This is a genomic window from Streptomyces lincolnensis (assembly GCF_021173675.1).
GTDB lineage: Bacteria > Actinomycetota > Actinomycetes > Streptomycetales > Streptomycetaceae > Streptomyces > Streptomyces lincolnensis_B.
Map to the genome: position 1 here is coordinate 112,228 of NZ_JAIHON010000008.1, position 15,181 is coordinate 127,408.

Annotated in this window: 15 protein-coding genes; 7 read left to right on the forward strand and 8 right to left on the reverse strand. The window is 72.5% G+C overall.

The features are described from left to right. Nucleotides 1–9: 9 nt before the first annotated feature. Together K4B79_RS24285 and K4B79_RS24290 are read left to right on the forward strand one after the other, a co-directional pair. Nucleotides 10–678, forward strand: a complete 669-nt coding sequence (locus tag K4B79_RS24285; protein ID WP_232029006.1) for a maleylpyruvate isomerase family mycothiol-dependent enzyme — start codon at nucleotides 10–12, stop codon at nucleotides 676–678. Nucleotides 679–797: 119 nt separating this feature from the next. After that, nucleotides 798–1,475, forward strand: coding sequence for a copper homeostasis protein CutC (locus tag K4B79_RS24290; protein ID WP_232029007.1), 678 nt, complete (start codon nucleotides 798–800; stop codon nucleotides 1,473–1,475). A gap of 88 nt (nucleotides 1,476–1,563) precedes the next feature. Here the strand turns inward: K4B79_RS24290 and K4B79_RS24295 are convergent, their stop codons facing one another. Next, the gene (locus K4B79_RS24295; RefSeq protein WP_232029008.1) at nucleotides 1,564–3,612 is read right to left on the reverse strand and encodes a HelD family protein; all 2,049 of its coding nucleotides are present in this window, start codon (nucleotides 3,610–3,612) and stop codon (nucleotides 1,564–1,566) included. Between the two features lie 302 nt (nucleotides 3,613–3,914). Here K4B79_RS24295 and K4B79_RS24300 point away from each other — a divergent pair, with 302 nt between their 5' ends. Next, nucleotides 3,915–4,094 carry a hypothetical protein gene (locus tag K4B79_RS24300; RefSeq protein WP_232029009.1) on the forward strand — a complete coding sequence of 60 codons (180 nt, stop codon included), beginning with the start codon at nucleotides 3,915–3,917 and terminating at the stop codon, nucleotides 4,092–4,094. 35 nt (nucleotides 4,095–4,129) lie between these two features. On the opposite strand, the gene K4B79_RS24305 is transcribed toward K4B79_RS24300, so the two are convergent. From K4B79_RS24305 to K4B79_RS24315, 4 genes are all read right to left on the reverse strand, one after another. Next, nucleotides 4,130–5,773 carry a DNA repair helicase XPB gene (locus tag K4B79_RS24305; protein WP_232029010.1) on the reverse strand — a complete coding sequence of 548 codons (1,644 nt, stop codon included), beginning with the start codon at nucleotides 5,771–5,773 and terminating at the stop codon, nucleotides 4,130–4,132. A 128-nt stretch (nucleotides 5,774–5,901) separates the two neighbouring features. Beyond that, nucleotides 5,902–6,135, reverse strand: coding sequence for a hypothetical protein (locus K4B79_RS24310; RefSeq protein WP_232029011.1), 234 nt, complete (start codon nucleotides 6,133–6,135; stop codon nucleotides 5,902–5,904). Nucleotides 6,136–6,254: 119 nt separating this feature from the next. Then, nucleotides 6,255–6,383: a hypothetical protein gene (locus tag K4B79_RS47900; RefSeq protein WP_257785185.1), complete on the reverse strand. Its 129-nt coding sequence runs from the start codon at nucleotides 6,381–6,383 to the stop codon at nucleotides 6,255–6,257. A gap of 214 nt (nucleotides 6,384–6,597) precedes the next feature. Then, on the reverse strand, nucleotides 6,598–9,138 hold the full coding sequence (locus tag K4B79_RS24315; protein WP_232029012.1) for a helicase C-terminal domain-containing protein: 2,541 nt from the start codon (nucleotides 9,136–9,138) through the stop codon (nucleotides 6,598–6,600). 202 nt (nucleotides 9,139–9,340) lie between these two features. Here K4B79_RS24315 and K4B79_RS24320 point away from each other — a divergent pair, with 202 nt between their 5' ends. The 3 genes from K4B79_RS24320 to K4B79_RS24330 all read left to right on the forward strand — a co-directional run bounded on the left by K4B79_RS24320 (nucleotide 9,341) and on the right by K4B79_RS24330 (nucleotide 12,832). Further along, entirely contained in the window at nucleotides 9,341–10,954 is a 1,614-nt protein-coding gene (locus K4B79_RS24320; RefSeq protein ID WP_232029013.1) for a substrate-binding domain-containing protein, read from the forward strand. A 98-nt stretch (nucleotides 10,955–11,052) separates the two neighbouring features. Continuing rightward, nucleotides 11,053–12,126: a hypothetical protein gene (locus K4B79_RS24325; protein ID WP_232029014.1), complete on the forward strand. Its 1,074-nt coding sequence runs from the start codon at nucleotides 11,053–11,055 to the stop codon at nucleotides 12,124–12,126. A gap of 55 nt (nucleotides 12,127–12,181) precedes the next feature. Further along, nucleotides 12,182–12,832, forward strand: a complete 651-nt coding sequence (locus K4B79_RS24330) for an HAD family hydrolase (protein ID WP_232029015.1) — start codon at nucleotides 12,182–12,184, stop codon at nucleotides 12,830–12,832. On the opposite strand, the gene K4B79_RS24335 is transcribed toward K4B79_RS24330, so the two are convergent. Continuing rightward, nucleotides 12,811–13,059, reverse strand: a complete 249-nt coding sequence (locus tag K4B79_RS24335; protein WP_232029016.1) for a hypothetical protein — start codon at nucleotides 13,057–13,059, stop codon at nucleotides 12,811–12,813. The two genes, K4B79_RS24330 and K4B79_RS24335, sit on opposite strands and share 22 nt — an antisense overlap. A 162-nt stretch (nucleotides 13,060–13,221) precedes the next feature. Here K4B79_RS24335 and K4B79_RS47905 point away from each other — a divergent pair, with 162 nt between their 5' ends. Further along, nucleotides 13,222–13,605 carry a cold-shock protein gene (locus tag K4B79_RS47905; RefSeq protein WP_306500707.1) on the forward strand — a complete coding sequence of 128 codons (384 nt, stop codon included), beginning with the start codon at nucleotides 13,222–13,224 and terminating at the stop codon, nucleotides 13,603–13,605. Nucleotides 13,606–13,626: 21 nt separating this feature from the next. Here the strand turns inward: K4B79_RS47905 and K4B79_RS24345 are convergent, their stop codons facing one another. Both K4B79_RS24345 and K4B79_RS24350 read right to left on the reverse strand, forming a co-directional pair. Continuing rightward, nucleotides 13,627–14,478 carry a 1,4-dihydroxy-6-naphthoate synthase gene (locus tag K4B79_RS24345; protein ID WP_232029017.1) on the reverse strand — a complete coding sequence of 284 codons (852 nt, stop codon included), beginning with the start codon at nucleotides 14,476–14,478 and terminating at the stop codon, nucleotides 13,627–13,629. Further along, complete coding sequence (locus tag K4B79_RS24350; RefSeq protein ID WP_232029018.1) at nucleotides 14,465–15,172, reverse strand: futalosine hydrolase; 708 nt, start codon at nucleotides 15,170–15,172, stop codon at nucleotides 14,465–14,467. Before K4B79_RS24350 ends, K4B79_RS24345 begins: the two co-directional genes overlap by 14 nt. Nucleotides 15,173–15,181 lie beyond the last annotated feature (9 nt).

Genomic DNA, 15,181 nt, shown 5'->3' on the forward strand with positions numbered 1-15,181 from the left:
GTGGTGGTCATGACTATCGCTGACGCACGTGACCCCGAGCTGCCCGGACGGCTGCTGGCCACCGAGCGCGACGCGCTGATCCCGCTGCTGCGGTCCCGGCCCGACAAGGACTTCGCCCTGCCGACCCTCGCGTGTCCGGGGTGGACCGTGCGGGACGTGCTGGCCCACTGTTCGTCCGTGCTGACCCGGGTCGTGGAGAGCCGGTTCGAGAGGGGGGTCTTCTCGCCCGAGTCGAACGACCGGGACATCGCCGAGCGGGCCGAGTGGTCCGATGCCCGGGTACTGGACGAACTGGAGCGGGGCATGACCGAGGCGGGGCCCGTGATCGCCGCCGCGGGCGGAGTACTGGACGGGGTCGGGCTCGGCGAATGGGTGCACGCGGGGGACGTACGGGAGGTCCTCGGCGAGCCTGGGGCCTACGGGGGCCCGGGACTGCCCGACGCGCTCGCCCTCCTCGCCCGCATCACCCGCGAGCGCGGACAGCTCCCCCTCCACGCCGACCTCGACGACCGGGACGAGCCCCTGCTCCTGGGCGACCCCAGCGGCGAGCGGACTCCGGCCCGGTACATCGGGGACGCGACGACTCTCGTACGGCTGTACACGGGGCGGCGGCCGGCGGCCGGGGTGTCGTACGAGCTGGCGGGGGTGGAGGAGGCGGAGCTGAACATCTACGGCTGACCGGTGTCGAGCTACGGCGGCCGGTGTCGAGCTACGGCTGACCGGTGGCGCGTATCGTCGTAGGCTAAATTGGACTAGACCTGTAGTCCGGCCGGTGACGACGACACGAATGGGGTCCCATGAGCAAGCGTGCAGTCCTGGAGGTGATCGCCCTCACCCCCGAGGACGCCGTCGCCGCCCAGGCCGGAGGCGCGGACCGTCTCGAACTGGTCACCGACATGGCCGCCGACGGCCTGACCCCGTCCGTCGCGGCCTTCGCCGGGATCCGGTCCGCCGTCGACCTCTCGCTGCGGGTGATGCTGCGGCTGTCGGACGGGTTCGCGGCGGGTGACGTCGACCGGCTCGTGCGGGTGGCCCAGGAGATGCGGGACGCCGGGGCCGAGGAGTTCGTCCTCGGCTTCCTCGACGCGGACGGGGCGGTGGATCTCGCGGCCGTGGAGCGCGTGATCGAGGTGCTGGACGGCTGCCGGTGGACCTTCCACCGGGCCCTCGACCACGCGGCGGACCGGGACGCGCTGCGGAAGCAGCTGGCCGACCTGCCCGGCCTCGACACCTACCTCACGGCGGGATCGGCGGCCGGGGTCGACACCGGGCTCAACACTCTGCTCGCGGAGGCGGGGCGGTACGAGCAGCACCTGCTGGTGGGCGGGGGACTCAGGCTGGAGCACGTGCCGGTCCTCAGGGCGGCAGGCATCGACGCCTTCCACATCGGGGGCGCGGCGAGGCCGGAGGGCTGGGAGCACCCGGTGTCGGCGAAGGCGGTAGCCGAGTGGCGGCACATCCTGGACGAGCGGTGACCAGTCCCACTTAAGGGGCGCGGGGCTGTGTCGATATGCGGCTCCGCCGCGCGGGCGCGACCAGCCCCCACACACCCGCACGCGACACTCAAAGCTGAACCGGCAACGGCGCCCCATGCGCCACGATCAACCCCGACACCGCCCGGGTCAACGCCACGTACAACCGCCGCAACCCGGTCCGCTCATCCGGCTCCCCATCCACCACAGCCTGGGGCTCATCCAGCACCACGTAGTCGTACTCCAACCCCTTCGCCAGTGAAGCCGGCACCAACGTCAACCGAGTCTCCGCCGTCGTCTCCTCACCCGGCGCCAGATACCCCACCCCCGCCGCAGTCAACGCCCCCGCCAACTCCGGCACCCGCGCATCCGCAACGATCAACCCGACAGACCCCTCATTCCCCAGCAACTCCTCACACGCGGCGACGACATCCCCCACCCCCGTCGCCGTACGCACCTCGAAGAACCCCGGGTTCTCCCGCACCGAAGCGACCGGCGTCAGCCCCGGCGCGATGTGCGGCAGCAGCCGGGACGCGTACGCGATGACATCCGTCGGCACCCGGAACCCCGCCGTCAGCTCCTCGATCACCCCGTCCGACTTCCCGAGATGCCCCAACGCCTCGTCCCAACTCCGCGTGGCCCAGGGCGTGGTGCCCTGGGCGAGGTCACCGAGAACCGTCGCGGAACCGGTCGTGCAGCGCCGCCCCACCGCCCGGTACTGCATCGGGGAGAGATCCTGCGCCTCGTCCAGCACCACATGCCCGAGGGAGTGCGTGCGCTCGACGATGTCCCGCGTCTCGTCGATCAACACCGCGTCCGCCGGGGACCACTTCGCGGACTTCACCGAGCGCACGACCTTCGCCCACAGGATGGTCTTCTGCTCGTCCTCGCTCAACAACCCCTCCGCGTGGGCGGCGAGGAAGTCCGCGTCGGTCAGCAGCCGCAGGACCAGCTTCGCCGGATCCACCGGCGGCCAGATCGCCTTCACCGCCGCCTTGACCGCGCTGTTGCGGGCCACCGCGTCCTGCACCCGGTCGTCCGGGGCCTCGCCGGACCGCTCCATCTGCACCAGCACCGCGTGCGCGATGCGCTGCGGGAGGGCGTCGCGGGCGGCGCCGTAGCGGATGTCGCGGGCGAGCAACTCGCGGACCATGTCCTCCAGTTCGTACGCCGGGACGCGCCACCGCCGGGAGCCGCGCACCACGACGACCGGTTCCGTGGGCATGGTCACGTGGGAGTACACGGCCCGCCGCAGCACCTCGGCCATCCGGGCGTCGCCCTTGACGACCGCCGCCGCCGTGTCGTCCGTACCGCGTACCTCGACGTGCGCCACCAGGTCGTCGACGGTGGCCTGGCGGACCGTCAACTCGCCCAGGGCGGGCAGGACCTGTTCGATGTAGTGGAGGAAGGACCGGTTCGGTCCGATGACCAGCGTGCCGGTGCGGGCGAGCCGCTCGCGATGGGCGTAGAGGAGATACGCGACCCGGTGGAGGCCGACGGCCGTCTTTCCGGTCCCCGGGCCGCCCTGCACGCACACCGTGCCGCCGAGCCCGGAGCGGACGATCTCGTCCTGCTCGGGCTGGATGGTCGCCACGATGTCGCGCATCGGGCCGACGCGGGGACGCTCGATCTCCCGCTGGAGGAGCTTGCTGGTGGCCGCCGCCTCGGCGGGGTCGGAGAGGTGCTCGTCCTCGTACGCGGTCAGGTCGCCGCCGGTGTAGCCGAAGCGGCGGCGCAGCCCGACGTCCATCGGGTCCTTCTTGGAGGCCCGGTAGAACGGCTGCGAGACCGGCGCACGCCAGTCGATGACCATCGGGTCGCCGTCCTGGTCGTGGACGTGGCGCCGCCCGATGTAGAAGCGCTCCCCTTCCGCCCCCTCGGCCCGGTCGGAGCCGGGCGCGTGCAGGTAGTCGAGGCGGCCGAAGAACAGCGGGGTGTCGCTGAGGTCGGCGAGGGCCTTGATGCGGTCGTCGATCTGGCGGGAGAGGACCTCGGCGTTGACCCAGTTCGCGGTGACGTCGGTGATGTCGAGGGACTCCACGTCCTCGCGCATGGCGCGCAGGGCCGTGCGGGACGCGGCGAGGTGGGAGCGCTCGCGGGAGAGGGGATCGTCGGCGGGCGTGGGCGTAGGCGTGGACAAGGGGGTGCCTCCGGGAGGACTGCAAGGTGCGTACTGCGAGAGATGCCGGCCGGTTTCCGTCCGGTCGGCGGCGCTCCGGGAGGAGGCGGGCAAGAGCGGGGATTCTAGGCGAGCGGGGGCGCGGGAGGCCAACCGTTTTCCCGCCCCCGCGCTGTGCCTCGCGCCGTTCCTGTGCCGTCCCCTAGGGGACGGGCCCCTCCACCCTGAGGGCAGTGGGTCACTCCTGAGTACTACGCGATGACCACGACGGTTCGCCCCACAGACCGATGCTCTCCTTATGCCTGAAAAGGGACCATGGAGACATGAGTGCAGCGACCTTCACCCCGGCCCCCGGTCGCCCGTCCGGCGCGACCTCCCTCTCCGACGCCCCCCGCCACCGCCTCGGCGACGCCCTGCGCGCCGTGCGCGTCTTCGCCGGCGCCGCCTTCGACGTGATCATCCTCGGCGAGTACGGCGAGGAAGCCGGCATACGCCGTAAGTGACCCGGCGTATGCCGTAAGGCATCCCGCGTACGCCTCTAGCCCTCCGCCAACAGCTCGTCCGCGTCCATGATCCGGTACGCGTACCCCTGTTCCGCCAGGAACCGCTGCCGATGCGCCGCGAAGTCCTGGTCGATGGTGTCCCTGGCGACCACCGAGTAGAAGTGGGCCTGGTGTCCGTCGGCCTTCGGCCGCAGCACCCGCCCCAGCCGCTGCGCCTCCTCCTGGCGCGACCCGAAGGTGCCCGAGACCTGGATGGCGACCGTCGCCTCCGGCAGGTCGATGGAGAAGTTCGCCACCTTGGACACCACCAGCACGCTGATCTCGCCCTCCCGGAAGGCGTCGAAGAGCTTCTCGCGCTGGGCGTTCGACGTCTCACCCTTGATCACGGGCGCGTTCAGATGCTCCCCCAGCTCGTCCAGCTGGTCGATGTACTGCCCGATGACGAGGATCTGCTGCCCGGCGAACCGCCGCACGATCGCCTCCGTGACCTTCCGCTTGGTCGCGGTCGTCGCACAGAAGCGGTACTTCTCCTCCGTCTCGGCGGTGGCGTACGCGAGCCGCTCGGAGTCGGTGAGGTTGACCCGCACCTCGACACAGTCCGCGGGCGCGATGTAGCCCTGCGCCTCGATCTCCTTCCAGGGAGCGTCGAACCGCTTCGGCCCGATGAGGGAGAAGACGTCGGACTCCCGCCCGTCCTCCCGCACCAGGGTGGCCGTCAGACCGAGCCGCCGCCGCGCCTGGAGGTCCGCGGTGAACTTGAAGACCGGCGCGGGCAGCAGGTGCACCTCGTCGTAGAGGATCAGGCCCCAGTCCCGGGAGTCGAAGAGCTCCAGGTGCGGGTAGACACCCTTCCGCCGGGTCGTCAGCACCTGGTAGGTGGCGATGGTGACCGGCCGGATCTCCTTCTTCGTCCCGCTGTACTCGCCGATCTCGTCCTCGGTCAGCGAGGTCCGCTTCACCAGCTCGTGCTTCCACTGCCGTGCCGAGACGGTGTTGGTGACGAGGATCAGGGTGGTCGACTTTGCCTGCGCCATGGACCCGGCGCCGACGAGGGTCTTGCCCGCGCCGCAGGGCAGGACGACGACCCCGCTGCCGCCGTGCCAGAAGTTCTCCACCGCCTGCTTCTGGTACGGCCTGAGGGCCCAGCCGTCCTCGACCAGCTCGATCGCGTGCGCCTCGCCGTCCACGTACCCGGCGAGGTCCTCGGCCGGCCAGCCCAGCTTCAGCAGCGTCTGCTTGATCTGCCCGCGCTCGGAGGGGTGCACGGCCACGGTGTCCGGGTCGATGCGGTTGCCGACCAGCGGGGCGACCCGCTTGGAGCGCAGGATCTCCTCCAGCACCGGGCGGTCGGTGGTCGTCAGGACCAGTCCGTGCGCCGGGTGCTTGCTGAGGGTCAGCCGACCGTAGCGGTCCATCGTCTCGGCGATGTCGACCAGCAGCGCGTGCGGCACCGGGTAGCGGCTGTACTCCACCAGCGCGTCCACGACCTGCTCGGCGTCGTGCCCGGCGGCGCGCGCGTTCCACAGGCCGAGCGGGGTCACCCGGTAGGTGTGGATGTGCTCGGGTGCCCGCTCCAGCTCCGCGAAGGGCGCGATGGCCCGACGGCAGTCGTCGGCCCGCTCGTGGTCGACTTCCAGGAGCAGGGTCTTGTCGGACTGGACGATGAGTGGACCATTCACACGCGGCACCCTTTCCGTAGGCCGTCAGTCTCGGCCAAACGTCCAGTGTGCCTGATCGCCGCGCACAGGTTCCTCTCCCGTACGCGGCGGATCATGCGGCGGGGCACCCGGTGGGCTCCCGTGCCGGGCTACTTCAGCGAGGGCAGGGCGATCGTGTTGATCAGGGGCCCTTCGACGGTGACCCCCTCGGTGATCAGCGGTTCGACCCCGGCGGCCGGGATCGGCAGCGGGAGCGCGGCAGCGGAGGGCGCGGCCGAGGCCTCGGGAGCGAGCGCGCCGACCAGCGCGGCGGCGGAGAGCAGGGCCGTTACGGAGACGGCGACGGCGGTGGCGCGGGCGGGGACGGGGATCTTGGAGCGCATGGGGACGTGCAGGCCTTTCACGGACGTACGGACGTACAGCAGCGGCTGTACCCAAGGGGAGGGGGAAGGCCGGGCCGGCCCGGACAGCGGAGGCCGGCCCGAGGGACGAGCGCGGCGGGTCAGATCTGCGGCGTCTCGATGACCAGGCCGGCGACGTCGATGCCGACGGCGGCGGCCTGGGTGGCGAAGGCGCCGATCAGCAGGGCGGTGGCGGTCAGAACGGCGGCGACACGACGGGCAGCGCGCATGAGGCGGCTTCCTCTCTTGCAGGCCCCGGGCCCGCTGCGAGCGGCCCGGAGTTGATCAGGACATCCCGTGGCTGCCCTGCGCCTTCCGCCGGAATGCGGCGCGCCGATCAAGCTCCCTCATGGGTGGGAAGTCTCCGGCGTGGCGTGCATGATCACGGACGTACACCCGCAGGGGTGATCTCACCCCGCACGACGCCCGCACCACCGGAAGCTCCTACTCCTCCGCCAGCTCCGCCACTCCCGTCACCCGGTGCAGCGGGTACGTGCGGACCTCGTCGGCGGTGTGGTCGTAGGCCGTGACGAAGCCGCCCTCGACGCGGATGGGGGCGATGACGCGCTGGCTGGCGGAGCCCTCGGCGTTGACGTAGCCGATCCAGAGGGCCTCGCCGGTGAGGACGGCGGCCTGCATGGTGGCGAGGGTCTCGGCGGAGCTGGTGCGGGGCAGTGCGCCGCCGTCCGCCGGGGTGGCGGTGGGCTTGCGGGGCGTGGTGGAGGCCAGGTCGCCGGCGCGGATGGCGCGGATCGCGGCGGTCAGGAGGGTCGCGTCGGGGACCGGCGGGCCGTCCGGGACGGGCTCGGGGGCGGTGCGCGGCGGGGTGCGGTGGGCGAGGGCGCGGGTGATCAGGACGTCGCCCTCGGCGGACTCGGCGGCCGGTGCGAAGCCCATCGCGCGCAGTCCGTCGAGGAGCGTGGCCGGATCGGCCTGGGTGGCCAGCACGGTCGGGGCCAGGCGCCGCAGCCGCAGGCCCGCCGCCCGCTTGTCCGCCATGATCTCGTTGAGCAGCGCGTCGTCGTCGCAGCGGACGTAGGCGGAGGCCGAGCCGACCCGCAGGTGGCCGTGCCGGCGGGCCACGTCGTCGATCAGGTACGCCAGCGGTTGCGGGACCGGCGTACGGGAGTGCTCGGCGAGGAAGGCGTGCAGGTCGGAGGCGGCGCGACCGGAGTCGAGGGCGCGGCGCACCGAGCCGGGCGTGAAGCGGTAGACGGTCGCCCCGCCCTTGGACTCGACGTCCGCGAGCACGTCCAGCATGTCGGCCAGCGGGCGCTTGAGCGGTCCGGGCGCGACGGCCGTCAGGTCGGCCTGGAGCAGGACGTGGTCCAGCGGTTCGGGCAGCAGCGGGGCCAGCAGCCGGCCGGCCGCGGCGGTGGCGACCGCCTGCTCGGTGGGGGAGAGGGGTTCCACGACGGTGGGCACGTGGTGGACCGGCAGCTTGTCACCGGGCCCCGACGGCTCCTCGGCCGCCGTCGGAACGGCCGCCTGCGGGACGGCCGCCGCGGCCCCCAGCAGGGCCCGCCCGTGCGCCGAGAGCGCGCCCCGCCCGGTCACCCCGAGCAGCTCCGCCTCGGTCAGCGTCCACCGGGCGAGCCGCCCGCGCAGGTCGTCCTCCCGCTGGGGTCCGCGCAGGGGGCGCTCCCACCGCAGCCGGGCCAGTACCGAATCGGCGCTCGGGGAGGCGCCCTCCGGCAGTCCGGCCAGCAGGGTCAGCACCCGGTGCCGCACCTCGGGGGCGGCCGAGCGGTCCAGGCCGGGCCCGAGCGCCGACAACGTACGGTCCTTGGCGTCCCGCCCGCCCACCAGCCCCGCCGTCCGGGTCGCCGTCAGCCACGCCTGAGCGAGCCGGGCCCAGCGCTGCGGCGCGGGCTGCTCCAGCCACTCGTCGTAGGCGGGGGTGGCCGCGTACCGCTCGTCGGCCTCGCCGTCCGAGGCCAGCAGCCCGGCCGCGTAGGCGAGCTCGACCCAGAAGGCGGCGATCGGCTCGGACACGTCCAGGGCGACGGCCGTCCGCTTCAGGTCGCGGACGCTGAGCCCGCCGGCCCGCAGCACGGTCGGCCCGCCCTCGTCCCAGTCCTTCAGCAGCTCCTCGACGGTCGCGAGCGCGGTGTACGCCTGCCCGGCCGCCGTTCCGTCCACAACCTGTGGACGGTGCGTGCCCGCGGCTTCCACGGCGGGCGGCAGCGGCTCGGTCGCGCGGTGCGCGCGCCCCGCCCGCAGATGCAGCGCCACCTCACGCGGGAGTACGACCGTCCCCGGTGCAGTCGGCAGCAGCAGCCCCCGGTCCAGGAGCCAGCGCACATGGGCGGCCGGCTCGGCGGTGACCTGCCCGTACGGCGGCCCCCACACCAGCCGGGACAGCACCTCCCGGGACTCCGGCGGGGCCTCGGCGAGCAGCGCGGCCATGCGTCCGCGGTCGCCGAACAGGCCGGTGAGCGCGGTCACCGCGGACACCGAGTCATGGGTGGAGGGCAGGCCCGCCGCCGTCACGATCTCCTGGATGCGGCCCGGCGACATGCCCGCCGTGGCCTCCTGCACCGTCGGGCCGAGGCCGGTGGGGGACGGGTACTGCGGGGTGGGCGCGAGCAGTTCGCGGGCGGTGCGGACCAGCCGCAGCCGGTCGTCCGCGCCCCACACCAGGGCCTGCTCGCGCAGGGTGGCCAGGGCCCGGGGCAGCGCGCCGACGACCGCCGGATCGCCGTCGTCGCCGGCCAGCAGGGAGAGCAGTTCCTCGTACGGCGCCGGTTCGCCCGCCACGGCCAGCGCCTCCGCCGTCTGGAGGGCGAACCGGTCCAGGCGCTCCAGGGCGCGGACCACGGACGCCCGGGTGCCGGCGCGGGTGGCGAGCTGGGTCAGGTCGGTGGGGACGGGGGTGATGAGGTCCGGGCGGGCGCGCAGGAGCGCGGCGAGGGACCCGTCGTCCCGTGCGCGGAGCGCCTCCGCGAGGGACCGGGGTACCGCCGGCTTCTCATCGCTGCTCATCCGGTCAACGGTAGCGGGTGGCCTGTGCGGCGGGTGCACGTCAGGCGAACGAAACGTTGCCCAGGTGACCCCGGGATGAACTTCCGCCGGAGGATTTCCGCGGCCCTGGCAACGCTTCGCCCGCACTCGTCACCCTGGGCACCCTGACAACTACTCGGCCCTTCAACCATCGGCCGGGTCAAGGGGATGGGGGGATCCCGGGATGGACCTCGACTTCGACAACTGGGTCGCCGTGGTCAGTATCGCGATCCCCTCCCTGGCGTTCCTCTGGGAGTTCGCGGTCGTCGGCCGCAAGCGGCTCGGTTACCGCGTGCAGATGGACGCGCTCGCCGCCGACGCGACCCAGTCGCCGTACGCCGGAGTGCTGCGGGACATGCAGCGGGACGGCCACCGGCTGAAGGACCCCTCCTTCGTCCTGCTGCGGATCGAGAACGCGGGCTCGGCGCCGATCGAGGACACCGACTACCTGACCCGTGGCACCAACCCCTGCGGGATCACGGTCACCTTCCGGGACCGCCAGGTCGCCGGTCTCGTCGTGACCCATCTCAGCCAGCCGGAGCTGGAGACCTTCTTCACGCCGGAGGACGAGGGCTTCGGCTACCAGAACGTCGAGGAGGGCGACCTGCGCAGGGGAGTGGTCAGGCTGCCGAAGGCGAAGCTGCCGCTGCGGGCCGAGTACAAGGTGCTCGTCGTGCTGGAGCGCTGGACGGACGACGACACCGGCGCGCCCTTCCCCAGGCCGGTCTTCGTCGGCGCCGTCGGCGGGCCCCGCCGCTGGTTCGAGCCGCTGGTCCGGTACTTCAGGTTCAAGCTGGCCCGCACCGAGAGCCATGTCTTCGCCTCCCGCCCGGCCTGGATCGGCATAGGGCTGCTGGCGCTGGCGGTCACCGCCCAGAGCATCACCCTGTTCCTGCCCGAGAACCGCACCCCGCTGGACTGCGTCGGCGGAACGCTTCACCTCAACGGTTCCACCGCCTTCGCGCCCGCCGTCCGGGAGGCCGCCGCCCGCTACGAGGAGGCCTGCCAGGGCGCCGACGTGAGCATCCCCATCGACGAGGGCACCTTCGACGGCAGCGGCGAGGGCCTGGCCGACCTGGAGAAGGCCGGCCGGGACAGGAAGATCGAGGTGGGCGACGGACTCGGCGACCACATCACCTTCGCGGACGGCATCGTCGGCGGCGACCACGCCCGCGTGCTCAGCCGGGCCATCGCCTACTCCGTGTTCACCCTCGTCGTCAACAAGGACGCGGGCGTCGGCAACCTCACCCCCGACCAGATCCGCCGCCTGTACGCCGGGAAGGTCAGGAACTGGTCCCAGCTGGGCGGCGCCGACGTCCCCGTCCACCTCGTCAACCGGCACGTCACCTCCGGAACCCGCAGCGCCCTCGTCTCCCGCGTCCTGGACAAGAAGCAGCCACTCGGACCCACGGTGGAGAACTGCGCCGCCCTGGAGGAGGACGGCTACGGCGTCTGCGAGGTCGACAGCACCCAGACCATGCTGGAGACCGTGGCCGGGACCCCCGGCGCCCTCGGCTACAGCGAGGTCAGCAGCGCCGCGGCGAAGACCAAGGAGGACGAGCACATCGTCCAGCTGCCCATCGCCAGCCAGCGGGCCACCCTGGACGCCGTCGAGAACGGCGACTACCCGTACTGGCAGACCGAGTTCGCCTACACCTACGGCGAGCCGCCCGCCGGCTCCGTCGCCGCCGCCTTCCTGACCTACCTCACCGACCAGGGCGGCAGGGACGTCCTGCGCGAATACGGCAACCGGCTCTGCTCGGAGGTCGAGAATCCCTACGTCTGCGAGCCGACGTAACCCCCTTCAACCCCCCGCCCGGCACCCACACCTCCCGCCTGGCCTGCGCTACCGTCGTCCCACGGGGTATCCAACGCACCGACCCCGGAGGGGACTTCGTGGGTATCGAGAGCGACCAGGTCGTCTACGAGTATCTGAGCCGCGTCGGCGACGTGGCGCAGCAGCGGCAGTTGCCGTCGTCCACCCGGATGCGCCTGGTCTCGGAGCTGCGCAACGAGATCGACCGGCGGCGGTCCAAGGCGCCCGTCGACAGTCCGGCCGCCGTCCGCCGCATCATCGCCCGGCTCGGCAGTCCGGACGAGGTCGTCGACGCGGCGGGAGACGGCACCCGGCCCGCGGCCGTGGCGGAGGAACCGGCCGCCGCCGTGCCCGTCCAACGGGACGGCCAGAGCGAGGACACCGGCCGGTCCAGGCGGCTGCGCCGGGCCGTGCCCCGCCCCCGCCCCGCCGCCCCGGACCCCGACGTCGTCTCCCCGCCGCACTTCGCGAGCACCGACGAACTCGGGGACAGCGCGACCCAGCCCGACTGGTGGCGGGTGGACGACAGCCCCTTCGGAGTCGGGGACAGCGTGCCCGGCTTCGTCGGCGGCGTGGAGATCCCGGAACTGCTGAAGCCCCCGCCACCGAAGGAGACGGAGAAGGAGAAGGAGGAGACGGCAGCGGAGAAGGCGGCCGCCGCACCCCCGGCCGTCGAGAAGACCCCGGGCAAGCCAGGCAGGACCTGGTGGAAGCCCACACCGGCCGCATCCGCCGCATCGGCCAAGGAGACGGTGGCCGACACCCCCGCTCCTCCGCCCCGCCGCCGCCTGCTGCCCCGCCGCACGGCCGTCGGTACCGGCTGGAACAACCCCTTCCTGCTCCTGGCCGCCGCGCTCCTCGTCGTCGGCGCGATCCTCGGCAACTGGATCGCCCTCGTCCTCGGCTGGGCCATCGCCTACGCCTCCCGCCGCCTCAGCGACGCCGAGACCAAGTGGGCGGTCGTCATCCTCCCCAGCCTCTCCCTCGCGGCCGGCGTCCTGTGGCTCTGGGGCCGCACCGAGGGCCGCTGGGGCACCCCCATCCCCGAGGGCCACATGAACGCGGCCATCGGCGAGACCTGGCCCTGGGTGGTCCGGGGCGCGGCGGTGACATCGGCACTGTTCCTGGTGTGGCGGTCACAGCGCCGGAGGTGACAGGTCACACCCCGCGGATGCCTGCTGTTTGCACCCACTGGGCACAATGGCCGATATGGCCTCCACGACCGAACCCGCCTCCGCCGCCACCGCCGCCCCGACCGTCGGCTTCGATCTCGACATGACGCTCATCGACTCCCGGCCCGGGATCCGCGCCTGCTACCAGGCGTTGGCCGAGCGGACGGGGGCGTACATCGACGCCGACCTGGCGGTGACCCGGCTGGGGCCGCCGCTCGTGGAGGAGTTGGTGCACTGGTTCCCGGCGGAGCAGGTGGCGGCCATGGCCGATCTGTACCGCTCGATGTACCCGTCGATCGCCATCGCCGCGAGCCCCGCGATGCCCGGCGCCCGGGAGGCGATCGCCGCCGTACGGGAGGCCGGCGGGCGGGCGATCGTCGTCACCGCGAAGTTCGAGCCGAACGCCAAGCTGCACCTGGAGCACCTGGGCATCGAACCGGACGCGGTCATCGGCGACCTGTGGGCGGAGCAGAAGGCGGAGGCGCTGCGCGAGCACGGGGCTGGCGTCTACGTCGGCGACCACCTCGGGGACATCCGGGGGGCCCGGGCCGCGGACGCCCTGTCGGTCGCGGTGGCCACGGGTCCGTGCGACGCGGGGGAGCTGACCGAGGCCGGCGCGGACGTCGTCCTCGCGGATCTGACCGAGTTCCCGGAGTGGCTCGCGGCCTACCTCCCCGCCCGCGCCTGACGCCGTCCCGCCGCGATCGACCGGAAAACCCCGGCACCGGCGACCAGGAACCCGACGCCCATGAGCATGCTCAGTCCGAACATGTACGTCGGAAAAGGCGTCGTACCGAGAAGAAACGGGGCCACCGTGACGAGAGTGGCCACGGCACCGATGAAGAACAGGACAGCACCGGCGCGGATCAGTCGGTCACCGGGCTCGGCGGAATTCGTTTGGGTTTTGTCACGCACCGGACCAGGGTAGTTCCCAGCGCGAAGGAACAACCGGGCGACGTCTTGTCACCGGCCTGAAGACCATTAGCCTTGGTACCGGCGGGTCCGACGACCCGCCCGAGTGCTATCAAGAGCCGTTTCAGAAGCAGTTTTCCGACGAGTACGAGGACGAGGACAGACGTGCCTACCGGCAAGGTCAAGTGGTTCAACAGCGAGAAGGGCTTCGGCTTTCTCTCCCGCGACGACGGCGGTGACGTCTTCGTCCATTCCTCGGTCCTCCCCGCCGGAGTCGAGACACTCAAGCCGGGGCAGCGAGTTGAGTTCGGAGTGGTCGCCGGCCAGCGCGGTGACCAGGCCCTTTCCGTCGTCATCCTCGATCCGACGCCGTCGGTGGCGGCCGCGACCCGCAAGAAACCGGACGAACTCGCCTCCATCGTCCAGGACTTGACGACCCTGCTGGAGAACATCACGCCGATGCTGGAGCGGGGCCGCTACCCCGACAAGGCCGCCGGCAAGAAGATCGCGGGCCTGCTGCGCGCGGTCGCCGACCAACTCGACGTATAACCACGTCCTACGGGACGTTTCCTACGGAAATTCCAGCGCGCCGGGGCCGAGGGGCGGCACCAGCCCCTCGGCCGCGGCACGCGTGAGCAAGCCGCGGATCGCCGCATAGCCGTCCTCACCGAGGTCGGCGGTGAACTCGTTGACGTACAGACCGATGTGCTGGTCGGCGACGGACGGGTCCATTTCCTGGGCGTGTTCCATGACGTACGGACGGGACACCTCGGGGTCGTCCCAGGCCGCGCGGACGGATGTGCGAATGGAATCGGCCAGTAGCGTCAGGGTTTCCGCGCCCAGTGAGCGCTTGGCGATGATCGCGCCCAGCGGGATCGGCAGCCCGGTGGTGTGCTCCCAGTGCGCGCCCATGTCCGCGAGCTTGTGCAGTCCGTAGTTCTGGTACGTGAAGCGCGCCTCGTGGATGACGAGTCCCGCGTCGATCTTGCCGTCCCGCACGGCGGGCATGATCTCGTGGAACGGCATCACGACGATCTCGCCGACCGGACCGGGCAGCACGTCCGCCGCCCACAGCCGGAACAGCAGATACGCCGTCGAGCGCTCGCTCGGCACGGCCACCGTCCGGCCGGTGAGGTCGAGGCCGGGCTCCCGGGACAGCACCAGCGGCCCGCAGCCCCGGCCCAGCGCCCCGCCGCACGGCAGCAGCGCGTACGCGTCGAGGACGTACGGCAGCACGGCGTACGACACCTTCAGCACGTCCAACTCACCGCGCTCGGCCATGCCGTTGGTGACGTCGATGTCCGCGAAGGTCACGTCCAGGGCGGGGCCGCCGGGGACGCGGCCGTGGGCGAGCGCGTCGAAGGTGAAGGTGTCGTTCGGGCAGGGCGAGTACGCGATCCGCAGGGGCTCACTGGTCGTCATACGGGTTCCAACTCTCCAGTACGGGTGCGAGCTTCCCGAAGCCCGCCGTGAGGGCCGCCAGGGCGTCCGGGATGCGCCAGGCGGCGCGGTCGCGCGGGCCCACCGGGTTGGACACCGCCCGCAGCTCCAGGACGGGCACGCCGTGCGCGGCGGCCGCCTCGGCGACCCCGAAGCCCTCCATGGCCTCGGCGAGCGCACGCGGGTGACGGGCCCGCAGCGCGTCGGCGCGGGCGGCCGTCCCGGTCACGGTCGACACGGTGAGCACGGTGCCGGGGCGCGCCCCGGTCGCCTGCGCGGCCTCCCGTACGAGTGATTCCGGCGGACGGTGCGTGACGACCCCGAACCCCAGCTCGGTCACCGGCACGAACCCCTCCGCCGTCTCCGCCCCCAGGTCGGCCGCGGTGATCTCCTCGGCCACGACGAGCGACCCGACGGGCGCCAGCGGCGCGAAACCGCCCCCGATCCCGGCCGACACGACGAGCCCGTAGGGGCTGCCGTCGAGCGCGGCGACCGTGAGGGCGGTGGCGGTGGAGGCGGCGGCGAGGGCGGGGCCGACACCGACGGCGAGCAGGTCGTGGCCGGCCGCCCGTCGTAGCGTCGCGCCGGGCAGCCGTACCTCCTCGAAGGGCCCGGCAAACGCGCGTGCCACCGCGTCCCGTTCGACCGGGACCGCGGTGGCTACGAGTACGCGCATGACGGGAAG